At 52.7% G+C, this 17,724-nt stretch carries 21 protein-coding genes and 1 pseudogene; 16 read left to right on the forward strand and 6 right to left on the reverse strand.

Going from position 1 to position 17,724, the window contains the following annotated elements; genetic code table 11:
* Positions 1-199 precede the first annotated feature (199 nt).
* The 14 genes and pseudogenes from fliF (at position 200) to rcsA (ending at position 11,700) form a co-directional block, all read left to right on the forward strand.
* Complete coding sequence (gene fliF, locus BZK40_RS23215) at positions 200-1,873, forward strand: flagellar basal-body MS-ring/collar protein FliF (RefSeq protein ID WP_008785112.1); 1,674 nt, start codon at positions 200-202, stop codon at positions 1,871-1,873.
* Entirely contained in the window at positions 1,866-2,864 is a 999-nt protein-coding gene (gene fliG, locus BZK40_RS23220) for a flagellar motor switch protein FliG (protein WP_003030443.1), read from the forward strand. The genes fliF and fliG overlap by 8 nt, the downstream gene beginning before the upstream one ends.
* On the forward strand, positions 2,857-3,564 hold the full coding sequence (gene fliH / locus BZK40_RS23225) for a flagellar assembly protein FliH (RefSeq protein ID WP_003834049.1): 708 nt from the start codon (positions 2,857-2,859) through the stop codon (positions 3,562-3,564). The genes fliG and fliH overlap by 8 nt, the downstream gene beginning before the upstream one ends.
* Positions 3,564-4,934 carry a flagellar protein export ATPase FliI gene (gene fliI / locus BZK40_RS23230; RefSeq protein WP_047410431.1) on the forward strand — a complete coding sequence of 457 codons (1,371 nt, stop codon included), beginning with the start codon at positions 3,564-3,566 and terminating at the stop codon, positions 4,932-4,934. Before fliH ends, fliI begins: the two co-directional genes overlap by 1 nt.
* Before the next feature lie 21 nt (positions 4,935-4,955).
* Entirely contained in the window at positions 4,956-5,399 is a 444-nt protein-coding gene (fliJ, locus tag BZK40_RS23235) for a flagellar export protein FliJ (protein WP_003834052.1), read from the forward strand.
* Complete coding sequence (fliK, locus tag BZK40_RS23240) at positions 5,396-6,610, forward strand: flagellar hook length control protein FliK (protein WP_079935375.1); 1,215 nt, start codon at positions 5,396-5,398, stop codon at positions 6,608-6,610. Before fliJ ends, fliK begins: the two co-directional genes overlap by 4 nt.
* Before the next feature lie 104 nt (positions 6,611-6,714).
* Positions 6,715-7,182: a flagellar basal body-associated protein FliL gene (fliL, locus tag BZK40_RS23245; protein WP_003834054.1), complete on the forward strand. Its 468-nt coding sequence runs from the start codon at positions 6,715-6,717 to the stop codon at positions 7,180-7,182.
* Positions 7,183-7,186: 4 nt separating this feature from the next.
* On the forward strand, positions 7,187-8,191 hold the full coding sequence (gene fliM / locus BZK40_RS23250; RefSeq protein WP_003030434.1) for a flagellar motor switch protein FliM: 1,005 nt from the start codon (positions 7,187-7,189) through the stop codon (positions 8,189-8,191).
* Positions 8,188-8,601 carry a flagellar motor switch protein FliN gene (gene fliN, locus BZK40_RS23255; protein ID WP_003030433.1) on the forward strand — a complete coding sequence of 138 codons (414 nt, stop codon included), beginning with the start codon at positions 8,188-8,190 and terminating at the stop codon, positions 8,599-8,601. The genes fliM and fliN overlap by 4 nt, the downstream gene beginning before the upstream one ends.
* Positions 8,601-8,978, forward strand: a complete 378-nt coding sequence (fliO, locus tag BZK40_RS23260) for a flagellar biosynthetic protein FliO (protein WP_095533179.1) — start codon at positions 8,601-8,603, stop codon at positions 8,976-8,978. Before fliN ends, fliO begins: the two co-directional genes overlap by 1 nt.
* A complete protein-coding gene (gene fliP, locus BZK40_RS23265) occupies positions 8,978-9,715 on the forward strand; it encodes a flagellar type III secretion system pore protein FliP (RefSeq protein ID WP_003834056.1) in 738 nt (245 codons plus the stop codon). Before fliO ends, fliP begins: the two co-directional genes overlap by 1 nt.
* A gap of 9 nt (positions 9,716-9,724) precedes the next feature.
* Positions 9,725-9,994, forward strand: coding sequence for a flagellar biosynthesis protein FliQ (fliQ, locus tag BZK40_RS23270; RefSeq protein WP_008785117.1), 270 nt, complete (start codon positions 9,725-9,727; stop codon positions 9,992-9,994).
* Between the two features lie 8 nt (positions 9,995-10,002).
* Positions 10,003-10,798, forward strand: a pseudogene (gene fliR, locus BZK40_RS23275) (flagellar biosynthetic protein FliR).
* A gap of 278 nt (positions 10,799-11,076) precedes the next feature.
* Positions 11,077-11,700: a transcriptional regulator RcsA gene (gene rcsA, locus BZK40_RS23280; protein ID WP_003030421.1), complete on the forward strand. Its 624-nt coding sequence runs from the start codon at positions 11,077-11,079 to the stop codon at positions 11,698-11,700.
* Between the two features lie 54 nt (positions 11,701-11,754).
* Here the strand turns inward: rcsA and dsrB are convergent, their stop codons facing one another.
* On the reverse strand, positions 11,755-11,943 hold the full coding sequence (gene dsrB, locus BZK40_RS23285) for a protein DsrB (RefSeq protein ID WP_003030419.1): 189 nt from the start codon (positions 11,941-11,943) through the stop codon (positions 11,755-11,757).
* A 163-nt stretch (positions 11,944-12,106) separates the two neighbouring features.
* Here dsrB and yodD point away from each other — a divergent pair, with 163 nt between their 5' ends.
* Positions 12,107-12,334 carry a YodD family peroxide/acid resistance protein gene (yodD, locus tag BZK40_RS23290; protein WP_003030417.1) on the forward strand — a complete coding sequence of 76 codons (228 nt, stop codon included), beginning with the start codon at positions 12,107-12,109 and terminating at the stop codon, positions 12,332-12,334.
* A 206-nt stretch (positions 12,335-12,540) separates the two neighbouring features.
* Here the strand turns inward: yodD and BZK40_RS23295 are convergent, their stop codons facing one another.
* Together BZK40_RS23295 and BZK40_RS23300 are read right to left on the reverse strand one after the other, a co-directional pair.
* Complete coding sequence (locus BZK40_RS23295; protein WP_003834060.1) at positions 12,541-12,726, reverse strand: YodC family protein; 186 nt, start codon at positions 12,724-12,726, stop codon at positions 12,541-12,543.
* Positions 12,727-12,803: 77 nt separating this feature from the next.
* Positions 12,804-13,718 carry a DUF808 domain-containing protein gene (locus BZK40_RS23300; RefSeq protein ID WP_172111214.1) on the reverse strand — a complete coding sequence of 305 codons (915 nt, stop codon included), beginning with the start codon at positions 13,716-13,718 and terminating at the stop codon, positions 12,804-12,806.
* Between the two features lie 175 nt (positions 13,719-13,893).
* On the opposite strand from BZK40_RS23300, the gene yedA reads away from it, so the two are divergent.
* The gene (gene yedA / locus BZK40_RS23305; protein ID WP_003834062.1) at positions 13,894-14,814 is read left to right on the forward strand and encodes a drug/metabolite exporter YedA; all 921 of its coding nucleotides are present in this window, start codon (positions 13,894-13,896) and stop codon (positions 14,812-14,814) included.
* On the opposite strand, the gene BZK40_RS23310 is transcribed toward yedA, so the two are convergent.
* The 3 genes from BZK40_RS23310 to BZK40_RS23320 form a co-directional block, all read right to left on the reverse strand.
* Entirely contained in the window at positions 14,806-15,273 is a 468-nt protein-coding gene (locus BZK40_RS23310) for a very short patch repair endonuclease (RefSeq protein ID WP_008785122.1), read from the reverse strand. The genes yedA and BZK40_RS23310 overlap by 9 nt on opposite strands.
* Positions 15,254-16,684 (reverse strand): DNA cytosine methyltransferase, encoded by a 1,431-nt coding sequence (locus BZK40_RS23315; protein WP_079935377.1) that lies wholly within the window; start codon positions 16,682-16,684, stop codon positions 15,254-15,256. Before BZK40_RS23315 ends, BZK40_RS23310 begins: the two co-directional genes overlap by 20 nt.
* A gap of 76 nt (positions 16,685-16,760) precedes the next feature.
* Positions 16,761-17,453, reverse strand: coding sequence for a phosphohydrolase (locus tag BZK40_RS23320; RefSeq protein WP_060683648.1), 693 nt, complete (start codon positions 17,451-17,453; stop codon positions 16,761-16,763).
* Positions 17,454-17,724: the final 271 nt, after the last annotated feature.

A 17,724-nucleotide genomic window follows, 5' to 3' on the forward strand; every position in this document is an offset into this window, starting at 1 on the left:
TTTTTTACGTAGCTGAGATTACCAGTTAGTCAATAAGATAAAGGCGTTAAATAACGATAAAAAACCACGGTTTTTAACGCATAGAAAAATTCGAAACCGCAAATAATGAGACCGTCAATTTTTCGAGTTTGCTGACCCGGGAGTGAGTCTTGTTCCACTTTGCAAAAAACGCCGTCCACGATAAGCCACGAGGTGCGAGATGAGTGCGACAGCATCGACTGCAACCCAGCTTAAACCTCTCGAGTGGTTAAACCGCCTGCGCGCGAATCCCAGAATTCCTTTGATTGTGGCGGGAGCCGCTGCCGTCGCTATCATCGTGGCGATGGTCCTGTGGGCCAAAGCGCCTGACTATCGCACGCTGTTCAGCAATCTTTCCGATCAGGATGGTGGCGCGATTGTCACCCAACTGACGCAGATGAACGTTCCCTATCGTTTTACTGAGGGAAGCGGTGCTATAGAAGTTCCTGCCGATAAAGTCCACGAACTGCGCTTACGTCTGGCGCAGCAAGGCCTGCCGAAAGGCGGCGCCGTTGGTTTTGAACTGCTGGATCAGGAAAAGTTTGGTATCAGCCAGTTTAGCGAGCAGGTCAACTACCAGCGTGCGCTGGAAGGTGAATTAGCCCGGACCATTGAAACGCTGGGACCGGTAAAACGCGCCCGCGTGCATCTGGCAATGCCGAAACCGTCGCTGTTTGTGCGTGAGCAAAAAGCGCCTTCAGCCTCCGTGACCGTGAATCTTGAACCGGGTCGCGCACTGGATGAAGGTCAAATCAGTGCGGTCACGCATCTGGTTTCCAGCGCTGTCGCCGGGTTACCGCCGGGCAACGTTACGCTGGTCGACCAGGCGGGTCATCTGTTAACTCAGTCGAACACCAGCAGCCGCGATCTTAACGATGCGCAGTTGAAATACGCCAGCGATGTCGAAGGCCGCGTTCAACGTCGTATCGAATCGATCCTGTCGCCGATTGTCGGCAACGGTAACGTACATGCACAGGTCACCGCGCAGCTGGATTTTGCTAATAAAGAGCAAACCGAAGAACAGTACCGTCCAAACGGTGATGATTCCCAGGCCGTGCTGCGTTCACGCCAGTTAAACGTCAGCGAGCAGATCGGAAGCGGAGCGCCAGGCGGCGTACCGGGCGCGTTGTCCAATCAACCAGCACCGGCGAATACCGCGCCAATCGCCAACCCTCCGGCTAATCAGCAAAATGCGCAAACCACGCAGACGGCAAATAACAGTAATAATGCCGGACCACGCAGTACGCAGCGCAATGAAACCAGCAATTATGAAGTCGACCGTACCATTCGCCACACCAAAATGAACGTCGGGGATGTGCAGCGTCTCTCGGTTGCAGTGGTGGTCAACTATAAAACGTTGCCGGACGGCAAACCGCTGCCGCTAACCGCCGATCAGATGAAACAGATTGAGGATCTGACCCGCGAAGCGATGGGCTTCTCCGACAAACGTGGCGATACCCTGAACGTGGTGAACTCTCCGTTCACGGCGACCGACGATTCCATGGGCGAGCTGCCGTTCTGGAAACAGCCGTTCTTTATTGATCAGTTGATGACCGCAGGCCGTTGGTTACTGGTTCTGCTTGTTGCCTGGATCCTGTGGCGTAAGGCTGTTCGTCCGCAGTTGGTTCGCCGCAGCGAAGAAGCAAAAGCGGTACAAGAACAAACGCGTATTCGTCAGGAAACCGAAGAAGCGGTAGAAGTTCGCCTCAGCAAAGACGAACAGACCCAGCAGCGTCGTACGAATCAACGTCTGGGTGCAGAAGTGATGAGCCAGCGTATTCGTGAAATGTCAGATAACGATCCGCGCGTCGTGGCGCTGGTCATTCGCCAGTGGATGAGTAACGATCATGAGTAATGCCCTTACCGGTACCGATAAAAGCGTCATCCTGCTGATGACCATTGGCGAAGATCGCGCGGCAGAGGTGTTTAAACACCTTTCCACGCGCGAAGTTCAGGCGCTGAGTACAGCGATGGCGAACGTACGCCAGATCTCCAACAAACAGTTGACGGAAGTGCTGGCCGAGTTTGAGCAAGAAGCAGAACAGTTTGCCGCGCTGAATATCAACGCCAACGAATATCTGCGCTCCGTGCTGGTGAAAGCGCTGGGCGAGGAACGCGCCTCCAGCCTGCTGGAAGATATTCTGGAAACCCGCGATACCACCAGCGGCATTGAAACGCTCAACTTTATGGAGCCGCAAAGCGCCGCCGACCTTATCCGCGACGAGCATCCGCAGATTATCGCCACCATTCTGGTGCACCTCAAACGGGGCCAGGCCGCCGATATTCTGGCACTGTTCGACGAGCGTTTACGTCACGACGTGATGCTGCGTATCGCCACCTTCGGCGGCGTGCAGCCTGCCGCGCTGGCAGAACTGACCGAGGTACTGAACGGTCTGCTCGACGGTCAGAACCTCAAGCGCAGCAAAATGGGCGGCGTGAGAACGGCGGCAGAAATTATCAACCTGATGAAAACCCAGCAGGAAGAAGCGGTTATCACCGCCGTACGCGAGTTCGACGGCGAACTGGCGCAGAAAATTATCGACGAGATGTTCCTGTTCGAAAACCTGGTGGACGTCGACGATCGCAGTATCCAGCGCCTGCTGCAGGAAGTGGATTCCGAATCGCTGCTGATTGCGCTGAAAGGTGCCGAACAGCCGCTACGCGAGAAGTTCCTGCGCAACATGTCGCAACGTGCTGCCGATATTCTGCGCGACGACCTTGCCAACCGCGGTCCGGTGCGCTTGTCGCAGGTGGAAAACGAACAGAAAGCGATTCTGCTTATTGTGCGTCGTCTGGCGGAAACCGGCGAGATGGTGATCGGCAGCGGCGAGGATACCTATGTCTAACGAACTGCCGTGGAAAGTCTGGACTCCGGACGATCTCGCCCCACCGATGGCAGAGTTCGTGCTGGCCGACCACAGTGAAACGCCGCTGTCCGAAGAGACGGAAGAACCCGAGCTTTCCGCAGAGCAACAGCTTGAACAACAGCTCGCACAGCTGCAAATGCAGGCCCATGAGCAAGGGTATAACGCGGGGCTGGCGGAAGGTCGACAAAAGGGTCATGAACAAGGCTATCAGGAAGGTCTGAGCCAGGGGCTGGAGCAAGGCCAGAACCAGGCGCGTGCGCAGCATGCGCCGATTCATGCCCGTATGCAGCAACTGGTGAGCGAGTTTCAGAATACGCTGGACGCACTGGACAGCGTCATTGCCTCGCGCCTGATGCAAATGGCGCTGGAAGCTGCGCGTCAGGTGATTGGTCAGACGCCTATCGTGGATAACGCTGCGCTGATTAAGCAGATCCAACAGTTATTGCAACAGGAACCGCTGTTTAGCGGTAAACCGCAGCTGCGCGTACATCCGGACGATCTCCAGCGTGTTGAGGAGATGCTCGGTGCCACTCTCAGCCTGCACGGCTGGCGGCTGCGCGGCGATCCCACGCTGCATCACGGCGGTTGTAAAGTCTCAGCCGACGAAGGCGATCTGGATGCCAGCGTCGCCACACGCTGGCAAGAACTCTGCCGTCTGGCAGCACCGGGAGTCGTGTAATGACCACTCGCCTGACTCGCTGGCTCAATACGCTGGACAACTTCGAAGAGAAAATGTCTCTGCTGCCTGCGGTGCGTCGTTACGGTCGCCTGACCCGCGCCACCGGGCTGGTGCTGGAAGCTACGGGGTTACAGCTGCCGCTGGGTGCCACCTGCGTCATTGAACGCCAGGATGGCAACGAAACCCAGGAAGTTGAAAGCGAAGTCGTAGGCTTTAACGGTCAACGTCTGTTTCTGATGCCGCTCGAAGAGGTCGAAGGCGTTCTGCCCGGCGCACGCGTATACGCGAAGAACATTGCCGGAGAAGGTCTGCAAAGCGGGAAGCAATTACCGCTTGGCCCTGCTCTGCTGGGGCGTGTGCTGGACGGCAGCGGCAAACCGCTCGACGGACTGCCCGCCCCGGATACCACCGAAACCGGCGCGCTGATTACACCGCCGTTTAACCCGCTGCAACGTACCGCAATTGAACACGTCCTGGATACCGGTGTACGCCCCATCAACGCGTTGTTAACCGTAGGTCGCGGCCAGCGTATGGGGCTTTTCGCAGGTTCCGGCGTCGGTAAAAGCGTCCTGCTCGGCATGATGGCGCGTTATACCCAGGCCGACGTCATCGTCGTGGGCCTGATTGGCGAGCGTGGCCGCGAAGTTAAAGATTTTATTGAAAATATTCTCGGCGCTGACGGTCGCGCACGCTCGGTAGTGATTGCCGCTCCGGCGGACGTCTCGCCGCTGTTACGTATGCAAGGCGCGGCCTACGCCACGCGCATCGCCGAAGATTTCCGCGATCGTGGACAGCACGTATTGCTGATTATGGATTCCCTCACCCGCTATGCGATGGCGCAACGTGAGATAGCCCTGGCAATAGGCGAGCCACCGGCAACCAAAGGTTATCCACCGTCAGTATTCGCCAAATTACCGGCGCTGGTTGAACGTGCCGGAAACGGTATTCACGGAGGCGGTTCAGTCACCGCGTTTTATACGGTACTGACCGAGGGTGACGACCAGCAGGACCCGATTGCCGATTCCGCGCGCGCGATTCTGGACGGCCACATTGTGCTGTCCCGCCATCTGGCCGAAGCAGGTCATTACCCGGCCATCGATATCGAAGCTTCGATCAGCCGCGCCATGACCGCGCTCATTAGTGAACAACACTATGCGCGGGTGCGTAACTTTAAACAGTTGCTATCCAGCTTCCAGCGTAACCGCGATCTGGTTAGCGTGGGGGCGTATGCCAAAGGCAGCGATCCGATGCTGGATAAAGCCATCGCCTTATGGCCACAGCTGGAAGCGTTTTTACAGCAAGGCATCTTTGAACGGGCTGACTGGGAAGATTCTCTACAAGCTTTAGAACTGATTTTCCCTGGTGTGTGATTAAGCAGGAGAGCATAGGTCATGGCACAACATGGTGCGTTAGCAACACTGAAAGACCTGGCTGAAAAAGAGGTAGATGACGCCGCTGTCTTATTAGGAGAGATGCGTCGTGGCTGTCAGCAGGCGGAAGAACAGTTAAAAATGCTGATCGATTATCAGCATGAGTATCGCAACAATCTGAATACCGATATGGGCCAGGGTATTACCAGCAATCGCTGGATTAACTACCAGCAATTCATTCAGACGCTGGAAAAAGCGATTGAACAACACCGCCAACAGCTCAATCAGTGGACGCAAAAAGTGGACATGGCTTTGAACAGTTGGCGCGACAAAAAACAACGATTACAGGCGTGGCAGACGTTGCAGGACAGACAAACCTCGGCGGCGTTACTGGCCGAAAACCGTCTGGACCAGAAAAAAATGGATGAATTTGCTCAGCGCGCAGCTATGAGGAAACCCGAATGATTACTTTACCCCAACTGATTACCACCGACACCGACGTAGCCGCAGGTCTTCAGTCAGGCAAAGCGGTAGATTCACCCGAGGATTTTTTAGCGCTGCTGGCTGGCGCATTAGGCGCGGGAGACGCGCAGGGTAAAGACACTCCGCTGTCGCTTGCCGACTTACAGGCGGCCAGCAGTAAGCTGCAAAAAGGGTTACTGCAAAAAAATGGCGATGCCGCACAGTCGGTCAAATTAACCGATCTGTTGGCGCAACAGGAGCTACAAGCCGAGTCTTCTCTTGCCGACATGACAGACGCTCAGCAACTGTTGTCTGCTCTCACACCTTCACTGAAAGCTAATGCCCTGACGACGCTGGGCAAAGTTGCTCAGCAGGACGAAAAAAACACCACGCTGAGTGATGACGATCTCGCCAACCTGAGCGCATTGTTCGCCATGCTACCAGGACAACCGCTGGCTACGCCTGCCGTCGACAGCGCACCAGCCCCGGTTGATGCCACGCTTTCGGCGTTGTCACGTGGCGCTGCACTCGGCGCGACGACTGATAATGCAGACGAATTGCTGCCGGGTGATGCCAAAAAAGGCAAAGCGGATGTCACAATTGCTGGCGGTGGTGCTAATCAGGCAAACAATCCAGCACTAACCCCGCTGACGGCGGCGGCGAACGCCAGAGCTGAAATCGATAGCACCCCGTCACCGACCAGCATTGGCATGACTGCGGCCCCGCTAAGTGGTCCACAGACACATGCACAACCGTTACCGACGGCCGCGCCGGTGTTAAGCGCTCCGTTAGGTAGCCATGAATGGCAGCAATCGCTGAGCCAGCACGTCACATTGTTCACGCGCCAGGGCCAGCAAAGCGCAGAGCTGCGTCTGCATCCGCAGGACCTGGGTCAGGTACATATTTCCCTCAAGCTGGACGACAACCTCGCGCAGTTGCAAATGGTTTCACCGCACAGTCACGTGCGCGCCGCACTGGAAGCCGCATTACCGATGCTGCGTACGCAGTTGGCTGAAAGCGGCATTCAACTGGGGCAAAGCAACATCAGCAGTGAAAGCTTCGCTGGCCATCAGCAGTCTTCCGGGCAGCAACAGCAGGCTGGTCGCGCTCAAGGACAAGACATTTTTGCCGCTGAAGATGACGCAATACTGGCAACCCCAGCCTCGCTGCAAGCCGCTGCCCGCGGCGATGGCGCAGTAGACATCTTCGCCTAACGCCAGAGGTAGCATGATTATCCGCGTCTTTTCCACGCTTTGTCGTGGACAGGACACGGGATAATCAGCCCATAAGCTGTACCGAAACAGGAAGCCCGTATCTGATGACTGACTCCGCGATTAACAAAAAAAGTAAACGCGCTATTTGGATCCCTCTGCTGGTATTAATTACCCTCGCCGCCTGCGCAACTGCGGGTTATAGCTACTGGCGCATGCAGCAGCAGCCGTCCGCCAGCGTCAAAGCGGAACCGCCTCCACCGCCTGCCCCGGTGTTCTTTGCGCTGGATACCTTTACCGTCAATCTGGGTGATGCAGATCGTGTGCTGTATATCGGTATCACGCTGCGAATGAAAGATGAGGCGACACGTTCACGTCTTAACGAATATCTGCCGGAAGTGCGCAGCCGCCTGCTGCTGCTGTTCTCTCGTCAGAATGCAGCCACACTCGCCACCGAGGAAGGTAAGCAACAGCTGATTACCGCCATCAAAGAGACGCTGGCGACTCCGCTCGTTGTCGGGCAGCCGAAACAGGTTGTCACCGACGTTCTTTATACAGCTTTTATTCTGCGGTAAAGACATGGGCGACAGTATTCTTTCTCAGGCTGAAATCGACGCATTGCTCAACGGCGATAGCGAAACCAAAGACGAACCCATTTCAGGTATCGCAAAAGAAAGCGATATTCGTCCTTATGATCCCAACACTCAGCGTCGCGTGGTACGTGAGCGTTTACAGGCGTTGGAGATCATTAACGAACGCTTTGCGCGCCAGTTCCGAATGGGATTATTTAACCTGTTGCGCCGTAGCCCGGATATTACCGTGGGTGCGATACGTATCCAGCCATACCATGAATTTGCGCGCAACTTACCGGTTCCGACCAACCTGAACTTAATCCACCTGAAGCCGCTGCGCGGTACGGGTCTGGTGGTGTTCTCACCGAGTCTGGTATTTATCGCCGTAGACAACCTGTTTGGCGGTGACGGTCGTTTCCCGACGAAAGTCGAAGGCCGCGAATTTACGCACACGGAACAGCGCGTTATCAACCGCATGCTGAAGCTGGCGCTGGAAAGCTACAGCGACGCGTGGAAGGCCATCAACCCGCTGGAAGTGGAATACGTCCGTTCGGAGATGCAGGTGAAATTTACCAATATCACTACCTCTCCGAACGACATTGTGGTGAACACCCCGTTCCACGTTGAAATTGGCAACCTGACCGGTGAATTTAACATCTGTCTGCCATTCAGCATGATTGAGCCGTTGCGTGAGCTGCTGGTGAATCCGCCGCTGGAAAATTCACGTAATGAAGATCAGAACTGGCGCAATAATCTGGTGCGTCAGGTTCAGCATTCTGAGCTGGAGCTGGTGGCAAACTTTGCCGATATCCCGCTGCGGCTATCCCAGATTTTAAAACTGAAACCCGGCGATGTACTGCCGATTGAAAAACCCGACCGCATTATTGCTCATGTGGACGGCGTGCCTGTGCTGACCAGCCAGTATGGCACTGTAAACGGTCAGTATGCGTTACGCGTAGAACATCTGATAAACCCGATTTTGAATTCGCTGAATGAGGAACAGCCCAAATGAGTGATATGAATAATCCGTCCGATGAGAACACTGGCGCATTGGACGATCTGTGGGCTGACGCGTTAAACGAGCAAAAAACCACGCCCACCAAAAGTGCGGCCGATGCGGTATTCCAGCAGTTAGGTGGCGGCGACGTCAGCGGTGCTTTGCAGGACATCGACCTGATCATGGACATTCCGGTCAAGCTGACCGTCGAACTGGGCCGTACCCGCATGACCATCAAAGAGCTGCTGCGTCTGACGCAGGGATCGGTTGTCGCACTGGATGGTCTGGCAGGCGAACCGCTGGATATTCTGATCAACGGCTATCTGATTGCCCAAGGCGAAGTTGTCGTAGTTGCGGATAAATACGGTGTGCGTATCACTGACATTATCACCCCGTCTGAACGTATGCGCCGCCTGAGCCGTTAATCATGAATACCCAGGCTACCGTTTCTCAACCCGCCGCCGTTCCCGGCTCACCGCTGGTGCAGGTAAGCGGCGCGCTGCTCGGGATCATCGTCTTGATCCTGGCGGCGGCCTGGGTCATTAAACGTCTGGGGTTTGCCCCCAAAAGTGCCGGTACGCATGGGCTGAAAGTCACGGCCAGCACCTCACTGGGTCCACGTGAGCGCGTGGTGATTGTCGAGGTCGAAGATGCCCGTCTGGTACTGGGCGTCACAGCCTCGCAGATTAATGTCCTGCATACCCTGCCCCCGGCACCTGCCGATGCAGAAGAAAAAACGGCCTCCCCTGCGGATTTCCAGGCCATGATGAAGAGTTTGCTGAAGCGTCCTGGGAGATCCTGATGCGCCGTTTGTTATCCCTTACGCTGGCAGGCTTGTGGCTTTTCAGCCCCGTTGCCCTCGCCCAACTCCCGGGTCTGGTCAGTCAGCCGTTGCCGGGCGGCGGACAAAACTGGACGTTGCCCGTGCAGACGCTGGTGTTCATCACCTCGCTGACGTTCCTGCCTGCAATTTTGCTGATGATGACCAGCTTCACCCGCATCATCATCGTTTTTGGTCTACTGCGAAATGCGCTGGGTACCCCCTCAGCACCACCTAACCAGGTGCTCCTGGGCCTGGCGCTCTTTTTGACCTTTTTCATCATGTCGCCGGTGATCGATAAAATCTACGTTGACGCATACCAACCGTTCAGCGAAGAGAAGATCTCCATGCAGGAAGCCATGGAGAAAGGCGCCCAGCCGCTGCGTGAGTTTATGTTGCGCCAGACCCGTGAAGCCGATCTGGCACTCTTCGCGCGCTTAGCAAACAGCGGTCCGTTACAGGGACCAGAAGCCGTGCCGATGCGAATTTTGCTGCCCGCTTATGTCACCAGTGAGCTGAAAACAGCATTCCAGATAGGCTTTACCATTTTTATTCCGTTTCTGATTATCGACCTGGTGATCGCCAGCGTGTTGATGGCGCTCGGGATGATGATGGTCCCGCCCGCCACAATCGCGTTGCCGTTCAAGCTGATGCTGTTTGTGTTGGTAGACGGTTGGCAGCTACTTGTCGGCTCGCTGGCACAAAGCTTTTACAGTTAGAGGCGCGAAATGACTCCTGAATCGGTCATGATGATGGGCACAGAGGCGATGAAAGTCGCCCTGGCCCTTGCCGCGCCTTTGCTGTTGGTCGCTCTCATCACGGGTCTTATCATCAGTATTCTGCAGGCGGCGACCCAGATTAACGAAATGACGCTGTCCTTCATCCCCAAAATTGTCGCGGTGTTTATTGCCATCATTGTTGCTGGCCCGTGGATGCTTAACCTGCTGCTCGACTACGTGCGTACGCTGTTCAGCAATATCCCCTATATCATCGGGTAGACAACGTTATGTTGCAGGTGTCCAGCGTTGAGTGGCTCCACTGGCTGAATTTATACTTCTGGCCTTTGTTGCGCATACTGGCGCTCATCTCAACGGCCCCCATCCTCAGTGAACGAGCCATCCCCAAACGGGTAAAGCTGGGGCTGGGGTTGATGATTACCGTCGTTATCGCCCCATCGATTCCCGCCGTTGACGTCCCCATCTTTTCTGTTGGCGCGCTTTGGCAGGCAATGCAACAAATCCTGATCGGTATCGCATTAGGCTTCACCATGCAGTTTGCGTTTGCCGCAGTACGTACCGCCGGGGAATTAATTGGCCTGCAAATGGGCCTTTCCTTCGCGACGTTCTTCGATCCCGGTAGCCGTCTGAATATGCCGGTTCTGGCACGACTGATCGACATGCTCGCCATGCTGCTGTTCCTGACCTTTAACGGCCATTTATGGCTGATTTCGCTGCTGGTAGATACTTTTCATACTCTGCCCATCGGCGGCAATCCGGTGAACAGCAATGCGTTTCTTGCACTGGCACGGGCGGGTAGCCTGATTTTCCTCAACGGGCTAATGCTGGCCCTGCCGGTAATGACGCTACTGCTCACGCTAAACCTCGCACTTGGTTTGTTAAATCGCATGGCACCACAGCTGTCGGTTTTCGTCATCGGCTTTCCTCTCACTCTGACCGTAGGTATTTCACTAATGGCGGCGCTAATGCCATTAATTGCGCCATTCTGCGAACGATTATTCAGTGAAATTTTTAATTTACTGGCCGATATCGTCAGCGAAATGCCAGGAAAATAATAACCCTTAATTTTTATCCTGTTTTACTAAGGATTGTCCTAAATTTAAAAAGTGACAACATCCACCAGGATATCTCTGTCGCGGCTTATTTGTTTTTGCCTCACTCACATAACGCAACATTCACTTTACTTTAAGATGTTTCCTGGCAAATTATACGCAACTTTACGGGATAGTAAATTCGCCTGAAAAACAGCGAAAGCGTCATCTTGGGTCGTTATTATTCCGTTTAGTTGTGATGAAATAATCAGGTAAGGGGAATTATCGTTACGCATTGAGTGAGGGTATGCCATGTCAACGATTATTATGGATTTATGCAGTTACACCCGACTAGGATTAACCGGATATCTGGTAAGTCGGGGAGTGAAAAAAAGGGAAATCAACAACATTTCCAACGTTGATGAACTCAGTCTCGCCTGTGTCTCTCAACAACCCGCTGTGGTGTTTATTAATGAGGACTGCTTTATCCACGATCCTGCTAATAGCCAGCAAATAAAGCAAATCATTAATCAGCATCCCAGCACATTATTTATTGTGTTTATGGCAATTGCCAACGTGCATTTTGATGAATATCTACTCGTCAGAAAAAATTTATTGATTAGTTCTAAATCGATTAAACCTGACTCACTGGATAAACTACTTGGCGATATTCTGAAAAAGGAAGTAGATATTGCTATTGATGTGAATCTGCCGACATTATCATTAAGTCGAACCGAATCCAGCATGCTGCGTATGTGGATGGAGGGTCAAGGAACAATACAGATATCAGATCAAATGAATATCAAAGCCAAGACGGTGTCATCCCATAAGGGGAATATAAAACGAAAGATTAAAACGCATAATAAGCAAGTTATCTATCACGTTGTAAGGCTTACGGATAACGTCACCAATGGTATCTTTGTGAATATGCGCTAAGACGTTCTGACTGGTGGCGACTCCACCAGTCAGAATCAAACAGCGGAACTCATGTCACTCCACTTTTTCCACAAAGATACCATCCTGATGACCTGATTCATTAAAGAACCAGATACCGAGCGGGTAGTCTTCCAGCGAAACCAGGTACATGGTGCCTTCACTAAATTCTTCGATTGCCAGTACCACGCCCGGTCGACGAGGACCGCCGTCCGTTTTGACTGTGACCCGATCATTCACCTTCATAGTTTTCCTCCTGTGGCTTTGTGCCAGTGTAGAACAAATTCCTTTTTCTGGCAGCGCTGTACACGCGCGATTGCGGGTTTTATCGACGGTCTATACTTAAGTTGTGCGTATCTGATGTTTGGGTACGCTCCCCCGGTATCCTTAACGGTTGAGAGGTATGAGGATGAAAACCGCGAAAGAGTACAGCGATACGGCCAAACGTGAAGTCAGCGTCGATGTCGACGCGCTGCTAAAGGCAATCAACGAAATCTGCGAGAGTGAAATTCATCGCAGCCAGGATGACCCGGAGCGCGTCAGCGTTGACGGGCGTGATTACCATACATGGCATGAACTGGCCGATGCGTTCGAGCTTGATATCCATGATTTTAGCGTGTCGGAAATCAATCGCTGACTGAGGGCGAAAAAAATCCCGGCCCTTATCGGGTCGGGATCAAGCTTGCTTATGCAAGAAGCACTTGTAAATTCGTTACACCAGAAAATCTGATGTGAACCAAACCTTATCTGCAATTTTTTTGCCTGACAAGTAAATAATTCTCACCGGAATGATAAATATAACTAATGGGTGAGAGATCACCAGGTTACGGTCGAGCCAAATGTTCAGGCATCCTGGGAGAGCTGTCTTCGCTCTCCAGGCACCACCAGTTCATCTTCACGGAATGCTTCCCGTTTAACGCCAAAGCCGTCGTACCAGCGACATTCCACCATTCCGCTGGCATACCCGGTAACGATCATACGTGGGCCACCCTCTTTGGAGGTGACTTCCTCACTGACAGAAAAGACCATACCTGCCTCCTGTATCAAGAGAAACCTTTACACCTTAGATGACAAGGAGGCGTTTTGCGTAATCAGTCCTGTAACAATTAGTGCGAAATCCCGCGCACTCTGGCGACAGCTTTTACCAGCAAAACGACAATCCCACCGATGATAAAGCCGAGCACCAGGTTAAGCAGGGTCGGAAGCATTAGCGAAATCAATGTACTTTGCTGCTGAGCAAAATGTTCAATCGCATGATGCAGCGGCGATATTCCGTGTACCACAATGCCGCCTCCCACTAAAAACATCGCCAGTGTGCCGACCACAGAAAGTGTTTTCATAAGCCAGGGGGCAACCACCAGTAACCCTTTGCCCAACGACTGGGCAAGCAGGCTGCGCTTTTCTGCCAACCAGTACCCAATGTCGTCAAGCTTAACGATAATCCCGACCAGGCCATACACGCCCACGGTCACCACTAACGCGATACCTGATAGCACCAACACCTGATTCAGCAAGGGTGCGTCCGCTACAATACCCAGCGTAATTGCGACAATCTCGGCAGACAAAATGAAGTCGGTACGTATTGCCCCTTTGATTTTATCTTTCTCAAAGGTGAGCGGATCCTGCGCCGCCAAAGATGTCAGACGCTGCTGACGTTCTTCCGGAGTTTCTTTGTGCTTCCGCGCCTCCAGGGTATGCAGAACCTTTTCCACCCCTTCAAAACAGAGAAACGCCCCGCCTACCATTAATAAGGGGGTGATCGCCCAGGGAATAAATGCGCTTATCAATAGCGCCAACGGCACCAGAATAACTTTGTTAACAAACGATCCTTTCGCCACACTCCAGACCACAGGGAGTTCGCGGTTCGCCCGCACGCCCGACACCTGCTGCGCATTAAGCGACAGATCATCCCCCAGCACGCCCGCGGTTTTTTTCGCGGCCAGTTTTCCCATCACTGAGATATCATCCAGCAGCGTGGCGATATCATCGAGTAAGGTCAGTAAGCTACTTCCTGCCAAAATTTTCACCCTCAATATTATTTTTTTGCAGTCATAAGTATGAAGTAAAACACGCCATGCTGAAACTGACCTTTCTGGTCAACAAGTTTTTAACATCAACACGTAATTATAAATCTCGCCAGTAAGATAGTTTTGACGTTTACTATGTTGCACCTTTTTATTTCCACCGTGAGGGATTATGCGTTTCAGGCAATTGTTACCGCTTTTCAGTGCGCTATTCGCGCTGTACATCATTTGGGGTTCCACGTACTTCGTTATTCGCATTGGCGTTGAAAGCTGGCCGCCGTTAATGATGGCAGCCGTACGTTTTCTCTCCGCGGGAATTTTATTAACAAGTTTCTTACTTATTCGTGGGCATAAGCTGCCCCCCTTACGCCTAATCCTGAACGCCGCGTTAATTGGTATCCTGCTGCTGGCTGTAGGTAATGGGCTGGTCACCGTCGCAGAACACCAAAATGTCCCTTCCGGTATTGCCGCCGTTGTGGTCGCCACCGTCCCGTTATTTACGCTGTGTTTTAGCCACTTTTTTGGCATCAAAACGCGCAAGCTGGAATGGTTGGGGATAGCGATTGGGCTAGCAGGGATCATCATGCTAAACAGCGGAGGCAATTTAAGTGGCAATCCGTGGGGCGCTATTTTGATCCTGATCGGTTCAATAAGCTGGGCGTTTGGCTCGGTGTACGGTTCACGCATTACGCTACCCGTTGGCATGATGGCCGGAGCCATTGAAATGTTAGCCGCCGGTATTGTGCTGATGTGCGCATCGCTACTCTCCGGGGAAAAACTGACCACCATGCCAACATTTTCAGGCTTTATGGCGGTGGCTTACCTGGCCCTGTTTGGCTCCATTATTGCCATTAATGCGTATATGTTCCTGATCCGCAATGTCAGCCCGGCGCTAGCCACCAGCTATGCCTACGTCAATCCGGTTGTTGCCGTGCTGTTAGGTACCGGTCTGGGGGGAGAAAGACTGGCCCCTATCGAATGGCTGGCGCTCGGCGTGATCGTGTTTGCTGTGGTGTTGGTAACGTTGGGGAAATACCTGTTCCCTGTTAAAGCGGATGCCGTTGCTACCCCGTCGGAAAAAACGTTACAGTAAATGAATACCGAGAGTGTCGATCTGCGCGGTGTCACCACCGCCGCAGATCCACTCGATGACACGTTCAGATAACGCTTCATCGTCCAGCTTTTTGCGACCACGCAGGGCGCACTCCCAGACAATCAGTACGCGCCAGCCCAGAGCCTGCAACTTTTCACAATCCCGCGCATCGCGCTGGACATTTTTGCCTATTTTTTCCAGCCAGAATTCCGTTCGTGTCGCGGGGACTTTAAACAAATAGCAATCGTGATGGTGCCAGAAACAGCCGTGAGTAAAAATCACACAATGATAATCATCCACCACAAAATCGGGGCGACCGGGTAACGTCGCATCCTGCACGCGAAACGTTACCCCCTGCTCTGTCAGCACGCTGGCAAGGCGTTTTTCAATTGCGGTATCGCGGGTAGCTATCGCCCGCATATTTTTACTGCGTGTTGCTTTATCGTGAACGTCTGCCACGCTGATTCTCTTTCTCGCGAATAGCAACTGCCTGCCTGATTTTCGGCTCCAGCAACCTGGCCACCGCCGCAAATGCCGGAACGACCACCGAATTACCAAACTGGCGATAAGCCTGGGTATCTGACACAGGGATCCTGAACTGATAGCCCTGCGGAGATTCAAACCCCATCAGACGCGCGCACTCTCTGGGCGTAAGTCTGCGTGGGCGGTGGCGCTGATTCTGCGGATCGTCAAAATCTTTCTCACCCAGCGCCATATCCCAACCACGGTCAATCAGGATCTCCGCCCCATCCTTATAATAACGCGCAGATAACGTGCGCGTTACGCAATCAGGGTTACCGGGATACACCATGCCATAGCCAAATCCATTGCCCCGCGCCTGATGCTTTTTCGCATAGCGATAGAGGTATTTCCACAACACCGGCGTCAGTACATATTTCGCATCGACGGTCGGTTCAAGCAGTTCCGCCAGCGTGGTACGCCGCGGCGGATAACGCGTGACAATATCCCGCAGCGTGAAGTCTGATTTCAAATTCAGATCGCGTCGGAAGCCGACAAGCACGATACGTTCGCGATGCTGAGGCAAAAAATGTTGCCCATCGATAATTTTCGGATCGTCCGGGCCGTTATCCGCCGCATCCGCTACGTCATAACCCAGCTCGTCCAGCGTTTGCATAATGATGCGAAACGTTTTGCCCTGATCGTGACTCTTCAGGTTTTTGACGTTTTCGAGCACAAATATGGCTGGCCGACGCGCATCAATAATACGCACCACGTCAAAAAATAGCGTGCCTTGCGTATCACAGGCGAAACCATGTGCCCGCCCTAACGCGTTTTTCTTTGATACACCAGCCAGAGAAAATGGCTGGCAAGGGAATCCGGCTAACAGCACGTCATGTTCAGGAACATGCTGCCGAATATGTTCTGCTGCCTGCTGGTCACTCACCCCATCGTGATGGCTGAGTGTGATATCACGAATATCTTCATTAAAGTTGTGCTGGAGCGGATCGCAGTAGTTGTTCGCTTTATAGGTGCGCACCGCATGCTTGTTCCACTCACTGGTAAACACGCACTGCCCGCCAATCGCTTCAAAGCCGCGACGAATACCGCCAATACCGGCAAAAAGATCGATAAAGCGAAAGGCATAATGCGGATGATGCGCAGGTGGTTTCGGCAACAAAGTATTCAGATGAATGAGCTCGCGGTCGCTGAGGCGATGCCATGTTTCATTAGCAACCACTCGCTTAAAGATGGCCGGGCTCCAGCGGTTCTCACCAACGCCATTCAGATGAGCAACCAGCGTTTTCACGTCATATATTTCAAGCAACTTGGCCAACATCACCTGCACGTCGGTCTCGTTTTCATCTGTCATCGGGTTCATGGAGCCTGCTACTGAAAAATTATCCTGCATACATTTAACCGGCAGAAATGGATAACCGACAGATTAACATAAATTAGCACGGTTGACGTTTCAGCCGTATTGGCGACTAGCGCGCTTTAAAGGGTTGAATCGCGTCAAGATCCAGCATTTCGTATTCTCCTTTTAGCTCCGCGCTCAGCTTCGCCATATACGTCAGTAAAAAATCCGCATTGTGTTGCGCCAAATGCCTCCCTTGTTCGGTTTGCATCGTCAACGGCAACGTCAATAACTTGGTCTGGAAGTGATCGAGCGCGTACTGTTTATCGTCTAGGCTACGCTTTCGGGCAAACGGATCTTCCGCATCAAACAGCGCAACCCCCAACGCCCCTGAAACGGCAAATACGCGCGCTAAACCAATTGCACCCAGCGCCTCAAGCCGGTCTGCATCCTGCACGATTTTCGCTTCAAGGGTTTCTGGCGCGATTTTGGCGCTAAAACTGTGCGCCTCAATGGCATGACACACTGCCGATAACCGCTGTTGTGGAAAATCCGGAAAATCGCGCATCAAAACACAACGTGTTTCCTTGGCTGCCAGTACCGACGAACAATGACGCTCAGGATGGTTCTTTGGCAGGCTGACGAGATCGTGGAAGTAGCACGCGGTCAACACCACCAGCCAGTCTACGGTTGCATCTGTACTCAGCTTTTGCGCCGTTATCCACACACGTCGAAAGTGAAAGATGTCATGTGCAGCATCTTGTCCAGAATGGTTATCAGCTAACCAGGCTTCAAATCGCGACTGCCAGTCGTGCAGTTTCATGCTATCTCCTTTGTAGAAAGAAAATCACCTTAGCAACAATTTTCATTGCAGACCACTGCCCGCCCCATTACATAATCATCTTTTATTATTGCACTAAAAATAAAATCCACATGAATTTATAAAGCCCACCACGCCAATATCGAAAAATAATTTATATGAATATTAAAAACAAACATCCAAAACAAATAAAATACACATAACAAATAAATAGATAAACACATATAACTAATTGATTAAAAACAATTCACATGGCGAATACCAATGTAGTTAA

The organism is Citrobacter portucalensis (assembly GCF_002042885.1).
GTDB classification, from domain to species: Bacteria; Pseudomonadota; Gammaproteobacteria; order Enterobacterales; family Enterobacteriaceae; genus Citrobacter; species Citrobacter portucalensis.